Below are 12,283 nucleotides of genomic sequence, written 5' to 3' on the forward strand. Positions count from 1 at the left end.
ATGGAGTAAACGGCCCGCGGATGCGACAATGGCTGTCACCTGGCTTTTGGCGACCGTTCCATGACAGATGCATTGCCCGCAGCACCGCCTGCCGCTCTTCCCGAAGTCCTCTTTTCCCGCCTGCTGGAAGACGCCCTCGACGCCGTCATCATCATCGACGAGCAGTGCCGCATCCGCTATATCAATGGCGCCATGCAAACGCTGTCGGGCTATGCCAGCGGAGAATTGCTGGGCCAGACCCTGAACGGCCTGCTGCCCGACGCCGTCGGCGCGCAGCACGACAACCACGTACTCAACTACATCCGCAGCTCGCGCACCTCCAGCGTGCTGGGCAAGATACGCGAATTCGCCATCCGCCACCGCGACACGCAAATGATCCCCATCGAAATGAAGGCAATGGACCTGGGCGTGGTCGACGGCATGCGCTATTTCGGCGCTTTTTTGCTCGACGTGCGCGAACGGCGCGAACTGGCGGCGAAAAACGCCAGCCTGCTGGCGCAGCTGGAACAGCAGGCGCTGCACGATGCGCTGACGTCGCTGCCGAACCGGCGCGCCTATGAAGCGCAAGCCGAGCAGGCGATGGCGCGCGCGGCGCGCAGCGGCGCCGCCCTGAGCGTGGGCGTGGCCGACCTCGACCATTTCAAGAAGATCAACGACCGCTATGGCCATGCCGTGGGCGACGCCGTGCTGCGCACGGTAGCGCAGGCGCTGCGCGACACGGGACGCATCACCGACGTGGCGGCGCGCCTCGGTGGCGAGGAGTTCGGCCTGCTGTTCCCCGACGCCAGCCTGCAGCAGGCACACCAGGTGGCCGAACGCATCCGCGCGGCCGTGGCGGCGGCGGTCACCGTGCTGCCCGACGGTTCCCCGCTGCACGTCACCATCAGCATCGGCGTGGCGCCGCTGGTGCAGGGCGCCAGCCTGGACGCGGCCATGTCGGATGCCGACAAGGCCCTGTATGTCGCCAAGCACCAGGGACGCAACCAGGTCGTCGCGGCAGCGGCCGGCCAATAAAAACGGCCCGCGCAAGGCGGGCCATCTTCAGTTGACCAAGGCATTGCCTTACTCGATTGCCTTCACCATATCCTCGATCACCTTCTTGGCGTCGCCAAACACCATCATCGTGTTCGCCTGATAGAACAAATCGTTGTCCAGGCCCGCATAGCCGGACGCCATCGAGCGCTTGTTGACGATGATGCTCTTCGCTTTGTAGGCTTCCAGGATCGGCATGCCGGCGATCGACGATTTCGGGTCTTTCGCCGCCGGGTTGACCACGTCGTTCGCACCCAGCACCAGCACCACGTCCGTCTGGCCAAATTCGCCGTTGATGTCCTCCATCTCGAAGACCTGGTCGTACGGCACCTCGGCTTCGGCCAGCAGCACGTTCATGTGGCCCGGCATGCGCCCCGCCACGGGGTGGATCGCATACTTGACGGTGACGCCCTTGTGCGTGAGCTTTTCCACCAGTTCTTTCAGCGAGTGCTGCGCGCGCGCCACGGCCAGGCCGTAGCCGGGCACGATGATGACGGTTTCCGCATTGCCCATGATGAAGGCGGCGTCGTCGGCCGAACCCGATTTCACGGGACGCTGTTCCTGCGCGCCCGCCACGCCAGCGGCCGGCGCATCGCCGCCGAAGCCGCCCAGGATGACGTTGAAGAACGAGCGGTTCATGGCCTTGCACATGATGTACGACAGGATCGCGCCGGACGAGCCGACGAGCGAACCGGCGATGATCAGCATCGAGTTATTCAGCGAAAAACCGATGCCGGCTGCGGCCCAGCCCGAGTAGCTGTTGAGCATGGACACCACCACCGGCATGTCGGCGCCGCCGATGGGGATGATGATCAGCACGCCCAGCGCAAAGGCGATGACGGCCATGACGATGAACGGCGTCCAGGCCGGCTCGGCGCCGTCGGCAAAGCAGAACACCAGGCCCAGCGCGATCATCACCAGCGCCAGCACCAGGTTGAGCATGTGCTGGCCCTTGAAGCTGACGGGTGCGCCCTGGAACAGGCGGAACTTGTATTTGCCCGACAGCTTGCCGAAGGCGATCACCGAACCGGAGAAGGTGATCGCGCCGACAAAGGTGCCGATGAACAGCTCGAAGCGGTTACCGATGGGCAGCGCCTCGCCCTGTTTGGCGATATTGAAGGCCCACGGTTCCGACACGGCCGCCACGGCGATGCACACGGCCGCCAGGCCGATCAGCGAATGCATGGCCGCCACCAGTTCCGGCATCTTCGTCATTTCCACGGTTTTTGCCAGGTAGGCGCCGATGGCGCCGCCCGTGACGATGCCGATGATGACCAGGGTCAGGCCCATGCCGCCCGTCTGCTGCTCCTTCAGCTTCAGGATCAGCGCCACGGTGGTGACGGCGGCAATGGCCATGCCGCTCATGCCGAAGGCATTGCCGCGGCGCGCCGTCGAGGGCGACGACAGGCCTTTCAAGGCCTGGATGAAGCACACCGAGGCGATCAGGTACATCATCGTCACCAGGTTCATGGTGACGAAGCTCATGGCGTGACTCATTCTTTTGCTCCTTGCTTGGCTTTCGGTTCTTTTTTACGGAACATCTCGAGCATGCGCTGCGTGACGAGGAAGCCGCCAAACACGTTGACGGCGGCCAAGGCCACGGCCAGGGTGCCGGCCGCCTGCGCCAGCGGGCCTTGCGTCAGGCCGGCCGCCAGCATGGCGCCGACGATGATGATGGCGGAAATGGCATTGGTGACGGCCATCAGCGGCGTATGCAGCGCCGGCGTGACGGTCCAGACGACGTGGTAGCCGACATAAATGGCCAGCACGAAGATGATCAGGTTAATGATGGTGTGACTGATTTCCATGATGTTGTTTTCTCCGGCGCCGCGTTATTTTCTGAGGATGTCATTGCCCGCGCAAACCAGGCTGGCCTTGATGATTTCATCCTCGCGGTCGATCAGCAACTGGTCGTCCTTGTCGATGATGAGCTTCAAGAAGTCCAGCACGTTGCGCGCATACAGGGCCGAAGCGTCGGCCGCCACCAGGGTCGCCAGATTCGGTTCGCCCACGATGTACACGCCGTGTTTCAGCACCGTCTTGCCCAGCTCCGAGAGCGGGCAGTTGCCGCCCTGCTCCACGGCCAGGTCGACGATGACGGAACCGGGTTTCATGGCTTTCACCGTTTCTTCGGAAATGAGCACGGGCGCGGCGCGGCCGGGGATCAGGGCCGTGGTGATGATGATGTCGGCCAGTTTCGCCCGTTCATGCACCAGTTCGGCCTGGCGCCGCATCCAGTCGGCCGGCATGGCGCGCGCATAGCCGCCTGAGCCCTTGGCAATCTCTTTTTCTTCATCCGTGAGGAAAGGCACGTCGAGGAACTTGGCGCCCAGGGACTCCACTTGTTCCTTGACGGGCGGGCGCACGTCGGACGCCTCGATGACGGCGCCCAGGCGCTTGGCCGTGGCGATCGCCTGCAGCCCTGCCACGCCCACGCCCATGATCAGCACGCGGGCCGCCTTGACGGTGCCGGCCGCCGTCATCAGCATCGGCATGAAGCGCTGATAGGTATTCGCCGCCACCAGCACGGCCTTGTAGCCGGCGATGTTCGCCTGCGAGGACAGCACGTCCATCGACTGCGCGCGCGTGATGCGCGGCACGGCTTCCAGAGCGAAGGCGGACAGGCCGGCCGTGGCCATGGCGGCGATATTGTCCGCGTCAAACGGGTTCAACATGCCGATCAGCACCGTGCCGCTGGCCATCAGGGCCCGCTCAGCGGCATCGGGCGCGCGCACCTTGAGCACGATGGCGCAACCATAGGCTTCCTGGGCGGTGCCGATCTGCGCGCCGGCGGCGGCATACGCGTCGTCGGGAATCGACGCTTGCAGGCCCGCTCCCGATTGCACGACGATCTGATGTTTGGCTGCCAGCTTCTTGACTGTCTCGGGCGTTGCTGCCACCCGTGTTTCACCAGGCCGTGTTTCGGCCGGTATGCCTATCCTCATGATGCCTCCGCTAATTGATAAACTGACTAGAATCTAACACGGAAAGCAGCGCGTTAAACGTTTGTGAACCAGCAACTTTTAGTCGTACGACACTAATTTCACCAGCATCCCACGATTCGTTTCACCATGCGGCGCGGCGCCCGTATTGTGGGAAAGGTGTGTCAATCTCACCACAGTCGAGCTAGAGTGCGCGCTTGTTTTGACCACAGGGAAAGCCTATATTAGCGGGCGTTTCCTGCCATCTTGCCGCCTAAGCCCCCATGCTAGTGTGCTCCCCGGGAAAGACGTAAGTACCTCCCACCGCTATTTGCTAAAACGTTGTCATTTATCAATATGTCCGCGCAACAGAAGGCCGGGTTCAAACCGCGCGCGCAGAACAAGATAAAATGTCGGCTCTTTCAAGGATGGAATCATGCCGAGAATCTGGAAACCCTCTGTCACCGTTGCCGCCATCGTCGAGCGCGACGGCCTGTTTTTACTGATTGAAGAAGAGACCAGCGAAGGCATCAAGATCAATCAACCGGCCGGTCACCTCGACCCGTTCGAGTCGCTGGAACAGGCGGTGATCCGCGAAACGCTGGAAGAAGCGGCCTACGATTTCATCCCCACGGCACTGGTCGGCATGTACATGTCGCGCTATCAGTCACTGCGCACGGGCGAGGACGTGACCTATTTGCGCTTCACCTTTTGCGGCACGGCCGGCGCCGAACATGACCGCCCGCTGGACGAAGGCATCATCCGCACCCTGTGGATGACGCGCGACGAGCTGGCGGCGTGCCAGGAACGCCACCGCAGCCCGCTGGTGCTGCAGTGCGTGGACGAATACCTGGCCGGCCGGCGCGCGCCGCTGGCCCTGCTGCACACGCATGCGTCCGTTTTCAATAGCGCATAGCAATACGCATTGCCATATTATTAAAGTAACTGGAAAGCAAGATGAGCAAGAAGAAAGTCGTTATCGGCATGTCGGGCGGGGTCGATTCCTCGGTCGCGGCATGGATGCTGAAGGAACAAGGCTATGAAGTCATCGGCCTGTTCATGAAAAACTGGGAAGATGACGACGATTCGGAATACTGCTCCACGCGCCAGGACTGGATCGACGCGGCCAGCGTGGCCGACGTCATCGGCGTCGATATCGAAGCCGTCAATTTCGCCTCCGAATACAAGGACCGCGTGTTCGCCGATTTTTTGCGCGAATACCAGGCCGGCCGCACGCCGAACCCGGACGTGCTGTGCAACGCCGAAATCAAGTTCAAGGCCTTCCTCGACCACGCCATGACCCTGGGCGCCGACCTGATTGCCACGGGCCACTATGCGCGCGTGCGCCAGGCGCCGACCGATGCGGGCCGCTACGAGCTGCTGAAAGCCGTCGACGCCAGCAAGGATCAAAGCTACTTCCTGCACCGTTTGAACCAGGCGCAGCTGTCCAAGACCTTGTTCCCGCTCGGTGAAATCCCGAAGACGCAAGTGCGCCAGATCGCCGAGAAACTGGCCCTGCCGAACGCGCAAAAGAAGGATTCGACGGGCATCTGCTTCATCGGCGAACGCCCGTTCCGCGAATTTTTGAACCGCTACCTGTCGTACAAGCCGGGTCCCATGAAGACGGCGGACGGCAAGACCGTGGGCGAACACGTGGGTCTGAGTTTTTATACCCTGGGCCAGCGCAAGGGCATCGGCATCGGCGGCGTGAAGTCGTACCAGAATGCCGATGGCAGCAGCGACGCCTGGTATGTGGCGCGCAAGGATATCGCCAACAACACCCTGTGGGTGGTGCAGGGCCATGACCACCCGTGGCTGCTGTCGCCATCCTTGACGGCCGACCAGGCCAGCTGGGTGGCAGGCAACGCGCCGCAGGCCGGCGCCTTGAGCGCCAAGACGCGCTACCGCCAGGCCGACGTGGCTTGCCAGTTGCTGCCGGACGGGAATGAACTGTTCAGCCTGGCGTTTGACCAGGCGCAATGGGCCGTCACGCCGGGCCAGTCGGCCGTGCTGTACGACGGCGACGTGTGCCTCGGCGGCGGCATCATCGCCAGCGCCACAGGCCTGAGCGGCGTCTAGGAATTGCCTTGCGCGGCAGCGGCCAGCGCCTGCTGCTTGCGCACCATGGCAATGACGGTATTGCGCACGGTTTTCAGGACCGTGTCGGCCATGAACGGTTTCACGATGAAACCCGACACGCCCATGGCGTGGGCCGCCTGCAGCGAAGCGGCGTCGATGCCGCCCGAGACCATGAAAATGAGCGTCTTCGGATACTGGGCGCGGATGGTCTGCACCACATTGGTCCCGTCTTCCACCTGTTCGCGCGCGATGCACACGAAATGCGGGTGGTGCTTGACCAGCAGCGCCAGCCCCAGCGCGCTGGTATGCGTCTGCCCGCAGACATCGTAGCCGCCATCGGTCAGGACCGTGTTCAGCAGGCCGCGCGCCACGGCGCTGCTATCGATCAGGACTGTCTTTAACATCATGATTACTTTCCTTGCTTGATTTATTCCGTGTTCTGGCCAAAAGAGCTCTATTTTTCCCACACGAGCTTGTTCCAGGTCACGCCTAACGTGACATCCGTTTTCAGCGCCACTAACTTTCTTGAAAGATACAGTATTTCCCGCTCTTTTCGCAGGCTTTCGCCCAGCGCGCCCGGCAAAATGCCCGCGCCGGCCATCACGGCATCGATATTGCCGTAGGCGCGCAACAGTTTCGCGCCCGTCTTCAGGCCGATCTTCGACACGCCGGGGATGCTGTCGGTGACGTCGCCCATCAGCGCCAGCAGGTCGGGCAGCAGTTCCGGCGGCACGCCGAACTTCTTCTCGACCCAGGCGTGGTCGTGCCAGATGCCCTTGAAGTGGTCCCACACGAGCGCGCCGTGGGCGATCAAGCCGTGCAAATCCTTGTCGGTGGTGGCGATGACGGCCGCGCCGCGCCCCTCGTGCAGCCAGCGCATGACGGCCGTGCCGATCACGTCGTCGGCCTCGACCTCGGGAATGCTGACCACGTGCATGCCGAAGCTGGCCAGCGTGGCGTAAAAGCCGGGCAAGGCGTCGCGCAGCACCTGCGGCATGGGCTGGCGCCCCTCGCGGTAACCGGCATACAGGGCGTGGCGCCAGGTCGGGCCGCCAAAGTCGAAGGCCGGCAGGATGTGCGTCGGCTCGTGATCGTTGATGAGGGTGCGGAACGACGACAGCGCATGGCGCAGCGCGATCTCCGCCTTCAGGTCGGAATCGGGTTCAGGACTGGCTTCGTAGACGCGGCGTACGATATTCAAGCCGTCGATAGCGAGGAGTCTGGCCATGCGGTAAGTAAATACTGGTTGAATCGGGCATTTTACCGTATGGAGCGAGCACTATTCCCCGCGAATTCCGCTTGGCAGGTTTTACGCGGCGTAACAACGCCTAACAAAACCGTAGCGAGCGGAAGTGAATTGTGGCTAAGAAGCGCAACCGTACTCAAGTACGGTGAGCATCGCAGGCCGCAAGTCGCGACGCGCAGTAGGTTTGGTTAGGCGTTCTCATTTGGCGAAATCGTAGGGGCCGCCACGCTCCAGGGCACGTTGATACGCGGGCCGCGCGTGGATGCGCTGCAGGAAGGCCGTCAGCTTCGGCAGGCGCTCGTCGAGTCCGCCGCGCATGGCCGCCGCTTCCAGCGGAAAGCTCATCTGGATGTCGGCCGCCGTGAATTCATTGCCGGCAAACCATTTGGTTTGTTCCAGTTCCGCTTCCATGTAGGCCAGCTGGCTGTTGATATTGGGCAGGATGAAGCTGCTCTTGACCTTGCCGGCGATGCCGCGCGCAATCGGTTTGACGAAAAACGGCATCGGCGACGCTTCGACCTTGTCGAACACCAGCTTCATCAGCAGCGGCGGCATGGCAGAGCCTTCCGCGAAATGCAGCCAGTAGGTCCAGCGCAGCTTGTCGGGCGTGCCCGCCGCCGGTATCAAGCGGCCATTGCCGTAGCGCTCGACCAGGTAGTCGATGATGGCGCCCGATTCGGCGATGGTGTTGGCGCCATCCGTGATCACGGGCGACTTGCCCAGCGGATGCACGGCCTTCAGCGAAGCGGGCGCCAGCATGGTCTTCGGGTCGCGCTGGTAGCGCTTGACCTCATAGTCGAGGCCCAATTCCTCGAGCAGCCAGAGCACGCGCTGCGAGCGCGAGTTGTTCAGATGGTGGACGACGATCATGGTTTTCCCGGTAACAATGGTTGAGTTTCAGTATAGCCGGGGACGGCCGGATCGGGTCAGCGCAAGCGAATCGACGAAAAAATTGCGAAAAACAGTATTTTCAATTGATAACTTTTCAATAATCCCTTATCTTGTTTTGTTTCCAATAAGTAAGGAAACCCCTGTGGATTTCGACGCAAACAACACTACTCCCAGACAAGAAGCCATCACCTTCAGCGCCACCGGCAGCGAATACTTCCGTATCTGGATCGTCAACCTGCTGCTGAGCATCGTCACCCTGGGCATTTATTCCGCCTGGGCCAAGGTGCGCCGCAACCGCTATTTCTATTCGAGCACCCACCTGGCGGGCGGCAGCTTCGAATACCATGGCAACGCCATCGCCATCCTGAAGGGCCGCATCGTGGCCGTCGTGCTGATTGCCGGCTACAACATCGCCCTGAAAGTTGCGCCCCTCGTGGGCTTGCTGATGTTCGTGCTGCTGGCCGCCATCCTGCCCTGGCTGGTATGGAAAAGCCTGCAGTTCAAGCTGTACAACACCAGCTACCGCGGCATCCGCTTCGGTTTCGACGGCAGCGCCAGGGAAGCCTACAAGTACTTCCTGTGGCTGCCCATCCTGAATACCTTCACGGCAGGCTTGATGACGCCTTTCCTGCATCAGCGCCTGAAACGCTTCCAGCACACGCAAAGCCGTTTCGGCGCCACCCATTTCAGCTTTGACGCCACGGTCGGCAGCTTCTACAAGACCTATTTGCTGTTCTTCGCGCTGCTGCTGGGCGGGCTGCTGCTCCTGATTTTCGTCGTCTTCGGCAGCGTGTTCGCCTCGTTCGCGGCCAATGCGAATGACAAGACCAAGATTGGCAGCCTGCTGTTTGCCATCGGCGCCTTGTACCTGTGGGCCTTCACCGTGCTGCCGCTGTTCCTGACCATGATCCAGAACCTCATCTGGAACCATACGCGCTTGCAGCAGCACCAGTTCCAGTCGCAGCTGACGTGGGGCCGCACCACCTTCATCATGCTGAGCAACCTGCTGGGCATCGTCGTCACCCTGGGCCTGTTTACGCCATTCGCCCACGTGCGCTGGCTGAAATACCGCCTGGAAGCGACCTCGATGCTGGTGCATGGCAGCCTGGACGAGTTTGTCGCCGCCACGGGCCAGCAAGTGTCGGCCACGGGCGAAGGCATGGCCGACCTGCTGGACTTCGACCTGTCGATGTAAGCATGAACGCCACCACGCAGGAAGACTATGCCGCGCTGGCCGCCCGCTATTTCGACGGCCAGACCTCGCGCCTGTACCACGTCACGCTCAGCGTGCGCGATGGCCAGGCCGTGCTGGCCGGCGACATCGAGCGCAGCTGCCCGCTGGGCGAACTGCACGTGTCAGAACGCAGCCGCCACGCCGTGCGCAAGGTCAGCTTTGCCGATGGCGCCTACCTGGAGATCGCCGACCAGGCGGCCTTCAACGACATGCTGCACGACACGGGCCACCGCGACGGCTGGGTGGTGCGGCTGCAGCAAAGCTGGCGCGGCGCCCTGCTGGCCACCGTGGCCACCATCGTGGCCCTGTGGCTCAGCTATCAATACCTGCTGCCGCTGGCGGCCAAGGGCATCGCGTACACCCTGCCGCAGTCGGTCGAACGGCAGCTGGGCCAGGGCGTGCTCGACATGCTGGACCGCCATGTATTCGCGCCCAGCCAGCTCGATGGCGCGCGCCAGCAAGCCTTGCGCGCCCAGTTCGCGCGCCTGGCCACGCCCGGCGACAGCACGCCCGAGCACCGCATCGTGTTTCGCAAGAGCAAGATCGGCCCGAACGCGTTTGCCCTGCCATCCGGCGACATCGTGCTGACCGACGAAATGATCGAACTGCTGCCGGACGACCAGGCCATCATGGGCGTGCTGGCGCATGAGCTGGGACATTTGCAGCAGCGTCACCTGACGCGACGCATCATCCAGACTTCGGCCGTGGGCGCCGGCGCCGCGCTGCTGTTCGGCGACGTGTCGACGGTGGTGGCGACCCTGCCGCCGATGCTGCTGGACCTGAAGTATTCGCGCGACGTCGAGCGCGACGCGGACGATTACGCGATCGCCATGCTGCGCCAGAACGGCATCGCGCTGGAACACCTGGCGCAGGTGTTTGTCGCGCTGGGCAAGCTGGACGAGGGCACGCCGTATCTGTCGAGCCATCCGGCCAGTGCCGAGCGGGTCGAGCGCATCCGCGCCGCACAGCGGTGAACACCTGACCAAACCTACTGCGCGTCGCGCTTTGCGGCCGGCGATGCTCACCGTACTAAAGTACGGTTGCGCTTCTCGGCCACAAATCACTGCCGCTCGCTACGGTTTTGTCAGGTGTCGCATGTGTGGATAACGTCGCTCCAAGCGTACACTTTCCCATTCAGCAAGATCCACAAATCACCGGTACACTCAGCAGTATCAGTCTGACTTCCCCGGAGTGCCCATGCACCTAGTACCATTTCGCTACCTGACCTTCATTGCGACGGCAGCCATCTTTGTCCTGTCCCTGTTCTACTACGATCATTACTGGCTGCCCGTGCTGGCCGGCGCCCTGACCCTGGTCGGCATCAGCGACCTGCTGCAAACGAAGCGCGCCCTGCGCCGCAACTACCCCATCCTCGCGCATTTCCGCTTCTTTTTTGAGAGCATCCGCCCCGAGATCCGCCAGTATTTTCTGGAAAGCGACAGCGAGGCGACGCCGTTTTCGCGCAGCCAGCGCAGCATCGTCTACCAGCGCGCCAAGGAGCAGACGGACAAGCGCCCGTTCGGCACCCAGCTCGACGTGTACGAAGCGGGCTATGAATGGATCAACCACTCCATCGCTCCCGCCAAGGTGACGGGCCACGACTTCCGCATCGAGATCGGCAACCATCCGGACTGCCCGCGCGCAAAGCCGTATTCGGCCAGCGTCTTCAATATCTCGGCGATGAGCTTTGGCGCCCTGTCGGCCAACGCCATCCTGGCCCTGAACGGCGGCGCGCGCAGCGGCGGTTTCATGCACGACACGGGCGAAGGCAGCATCAGCCCCTACCACCGCGAAAACGGCGGCGACCTGGTATGGGAAATCGGCTCCGGCTACTTCGGCTGCCGCAACCAGGACGGCACGTTTTCGGAAGAGCGCTTCATCGCCAACGCCAGCTCGGAGCAGGTGAAAATGATCGAGCTGAAAATGTCGCAGGGCGCCAAGCCGGGCCACGGCGGCGTGCTGCCTGGCCCGAAAGTGACCATCGAAATCGCCACCACGCGCGGCGTGATGGTGGGCGAGGATTGCGTCTCGCCGGCCGCGCACAGCGCCTTTTCCACGCCGCTGGAAATGCTGCGCTTCATCGACCGCCTGCGCACCCTGTCGGGCGGCAAGCCGACGGGCTTCAAGCTGGCCATCGGCCACCCGTGGGAATTTTTCGCCATCGTGAAAGCCATGCTGGAAACGGGCATCACGCCCGACTTCATCGTCGTCGACGGCAGCGAAGGCGGCACGGGCGCGGCGCCCCTGGAATTCACGGACCACGTGGGCACGCCGCTGCAGGAAGCGCTGGTGCTCGTGCATAACACCCTGGTGGGCGCCAACCTGCGCGACAGAATCAAGATCGGCTGCTCGGGCAAGATCATCACGGCCTTCGACATCGCCCGCTTGCTGGCGCTGGGCGCCGACTGGTGCAATTCGGCGCGCGGCTTCATGTTCGCACTGGGCTGCATCCAGTCGCAAAGCTGCCACACGGACCGCTGCCCCACGGGCGTGGCCACGCAAGACCCGCAGCGCCAGCGCGCGCTGGTGGTGTCGGACAAGATCTCCCGCGTGGCGCACTTCCACCAGAACACCATGAAGGCGCTGGCCGAACTGATCGCCGCCGCCGGCCTGGCGCATCCGCAGGAACTGCGCCCGCACCACCTGGTGCGGCGCATCTCGCCGAACCAGGTGAAACTGGCCTCGGCCCTGCTGCCCTTCCTGGAAGCGGGCCAGCTGCTCGACCCGAGCCAGCTGCCGCAACTGCCGCCCGTGTTCGGCCTGTACTGGCCGAAGGCGCAATCGGCTTCGTTCCAGCGCCTCGATTGAGACAGTGTTTGCGCAAGTGGAGCAATACCACTTAATAACCACTTGCGCAAAAACCCAAATCCAATACAATAC

The 12,283-nt window shown here is 62.8% G+C and carries 12 protein-coding genes; 6 read left to right on the forward strand and 6 right to left on the reverse strand.

Annotation, left to right across the window (positions count from 1 at the left end):
• Positions 1 to 60 precede the first annotated feature (60 nt).
• Positions 61 to 1,014: a sensor domain-containing diguanylate cyclase gene (locus BZG29_RS26980; protein WP_077408800.1), complete on the forward strand. Its 954-nt coding sequence runs from the start codon at positions 61 to 63 to the stop codon at positions 1,012 to 1,014.
• 48 nt (positions 1,015 to 1,062) lie between these two features.
• Here the strand turns inward: BZG29_RS26980 and BZG29_RS26985 are convergent, their stop codons facing one another.
• Genes BZG29_RS26985 through BZG29_RS26995 form a run of 3 tightly spaced genes read right to left on the reverse strand, consistent with a single transcriptional unit; the run spans position 1,063 to position 3,977 of the window.
• Positions 1,063 to 2,517: an NAD(P)(+) transhydrogenase (Re/Si-specific) subunit beta gene (locus BZG29_RS26985; protein ID WP_077408801.1), complete on the reverse strand. Its 1,455-nt coding sequence runs from the start codon at positions 2,515 to 2,517 to the stop codon at positions 1,063 to 1,065.
• Between the two features lie 8 nt (positions 2,518 to 2,525).
• The gene (locus tag BZG29_RS26990) at positions 2,526 to 2,840 is read right to left on the reverse strand and encodes an NAD(P) transhydrogenase subunit alpha (protein WP_034778841.1); all 315 of its coding nucleotides are present in this window, start codon (positions 2,838 to 2,840) and stop codon (positions 2,526 to 2,528) included.
• Positions 2,841 to 2,864: 24 nt separating this feature from the next.
• Positions 2,865 to 3,977: a Re/Si-specific NAD(P)(+) transhydrogenase subunit alpha gene (locus BZG29_RS26995; RefSeq protein ID WP_077408802.1), complete on the reverse strand. Its 1,113-nt coding sequence runs from the start codon at positions 3,975 to 3,977 to the stop codon at positions 2,865 to 2,867.
• Positions 3,978 to 4,389: 412 nt separating this feature from the next.
• Here BZG29_RS26995 and BZG29_RS27000 point away from each other — a divergent pair, with 412 nt between their 5' ends.
• Together BZG29_RS27000 and mnmA are read left to right on the forward strand one after the other, a co-directional pair.
• The gene (locus BZG29_RS27000) at positions 4,390 to 4,869 is read left to right on the forward strand and encodes an NUDIX hydrolase (RefSeq protein ID WP_034745637.1); all 480 of its coding nucleotides are present in this window, start codon (positions 4,390 to 4,392) and stop codon (positions 4,867 to 4,869) included.
• Between the two features lie 41 nt (positions 4,870 to 4,910).
• Positions 4,911 to 6,032, forward strand: coding sequence for a tRNA 2-thiouridine(34) synthase MnmA (gene mnmA / locus BZG29_RS27005; RefSeq protein WP_077408803.1), 1,122 nt, complete (start codon positions 4,911 to 4,913; stop codon positions 6,030 to 6,032).
• On the opposite strand, the gene BZG29_RS27010 is transcribed toward mnmA, so the two are convergent.
• From BZG29_RS27010 to BZG29_RS27020, 3 genes are all read right to left on the reverse strand, one after another.
• Positions 6,029 to 6,436: a response regulator gene (locus BZG29_RS27010; RefSeq protein ID WP_077409312.1), complete on the reverse strand. Its 408-nt coding sequence runs from the start codon at positions 6,434 to 6,436 to the stop codon at positions 6,029 to 6,031. The two genes, mnmA and BZG29_RS27010, sit on opposite strands and share 4 nt — an antisense overlap.
• Before the next feature lie 50 nt (positions 6,437 to 6,486).
• Positions 6,487 to 7,260: a 5'-3' exonuclease H3TH domain-containing protein gene (locus BZG29_RS27015; RefSeq protein WP_077408804.1), complete on the reverse strand. Its 774-nt coding sequence runs from the start codon at positions 7,258 to 7,260 to the stop codon at positions 6,487 to 6,489.
• 216 nt (positions 7,261 to 7,476) lie between these two features.
• Positions 7,477 to 8,148, reverse strand: coding sequence for a glutathione S-transferase (locus tag BZG29_RS27020; RefSeq protein WP_077408805.1), 672 nt, complete (start codon positions 8,146 to 8,148; stop codon positions 7,477 to 7,479).
• 163 nt (positions 8,149 to 8,311) lie between these two features.
• Here BZG29_RS27020 and BZG29_RS27025 point away from each other — a divergent pair, with 163 nt between their 5' ends.
• The 3 genes from BZG29_RS27025 (at position 8,312) to BZG29_RS27035 (ending at position 12,211) form a co-directional block, all read left to right on the forward strand.
• Positions 8,312 to 9,364, forward strand: coding sequence for a YjgN family protein (locus tag BZG29_RS27025; RefSeq protein WP_253192724.1), 1,053 nt, complete (start codon positions 8,312 to 8,314; stop codon positions 9,362 to 9,364).
• Between the two features lie 2 nt (positions 9,365 to 9,366).
• Positions 9,367 to 10,377, forward strand: a complete 1,011-nt coding sequence (locus BZG29_RS27030; protein WP_077408807.1) for a M48 family metallopeptidase — start codon at positions 9,367 to 9,369, stop codon at positions 10,375 to 10,377.
• Positions 10,378 to 10,600: 223 nt separating this feature from the next.
• Positions 10,601 to 12,211: an FMN-binding glutamate synthase family protein gene (locus BZG29_RS27035; protein WP_077408808.1), complete on the forward strand. Its 1,611-nt coding sequence runs from the start codon at positions 10,601 to 10,603 to the stop codon at positions 12,209 to 12,211.
• Positions 12,212 to 12,283: the final 72 nt, after the last annotated feature.

The organism is Janthinobacterium sp. LM6, from assembly GCF_002002885.1.
Lineage (GTDB): Bacteria > Pseudomonadota > Gammaproteobacteria > Burkholderiales > Burkholderiaceae_D > Janthinobacterium > Janthinobacterium kumbetense.

Bases quoted from the DNA above. Each gene is read 5' to 3' on its own strand.
- BZG29_RS27015 (WP_077408804.1), bottom strand. From the start codon at position 7,260: ATGGCCAGACTCCTCGCTATCGACGGCTTGAATATCGTACGCCGCGTC.
- BZG29_RS27010 (WP_077409312.1), bottom strand. From the start codon at position 6,436: ATGTTAAAGACAGTCCTGATCGATAGCAGCGCCGTGGCGCGCGGCCTG.
- BZG29_RS27000 (WP_034745637.1), top strand. From the start codon at position 4,390: ATGCCGAGAATCTGGAAACCCTCTGTCACCGTTGCCGCCATCGTCGAG.
- BZG29_RS26985 (WP_077408801.1), bottom strand. From the start codon at position 2,517: ATGAGCTTCGTCACCATGAACCTGGTGACGATGATGTACCTGATCGCC.
- BZG29_RS27035 (WP_077408808.1), top strand. From the start codon at position 10,601: ATGCACCTAGTACCATTTCGCTACCTGACCTTCATTGCGACGGCAGCC.
- mnmA (WP_077408803.1), top strand. From the start codon at position 4,911: ATGAGCAAGAAGAAAGTCGTTATCGGCATGTCGGGCGGGGTCGATTCC.
- BZG29_RS26995 (WP_077408802.1), bottom strand. From the start codon at position 3,977: ATGAGGATAGGCATACCGGCCGAAACACGGCCTGGTGAAACACGGGTG.
- BZG29_RS26990 (WP_034778841.1), bottom strand. From the start codon at position 2,840: ATGGAAATCAGTCACACCATCATTAACCTGATCATCTTCGTGCTGGCC.
- BZG29_RS27020 (WP_077408805.1), bottom strand. From the start codon at position 8,148: ATGATCGTCGTCCACCATCTGAACAACTCGCGCTCGCAGCGCGTGCTC.
- BZG29_RS26980 (WP_077408800.1), top strand. From the start codon at position 61: ATGACAGATGCATTGCCCGCAGCACCGCCTGCCGCTCTTCCCGAAGTC.
- BZG29_RS27030 (WP_077408807.1), top strand. From the start codon at position 9,367: ATGAACGCCACCACGCAGGAAGACTATGCCGCGCTGGCCGCCCGCTAT.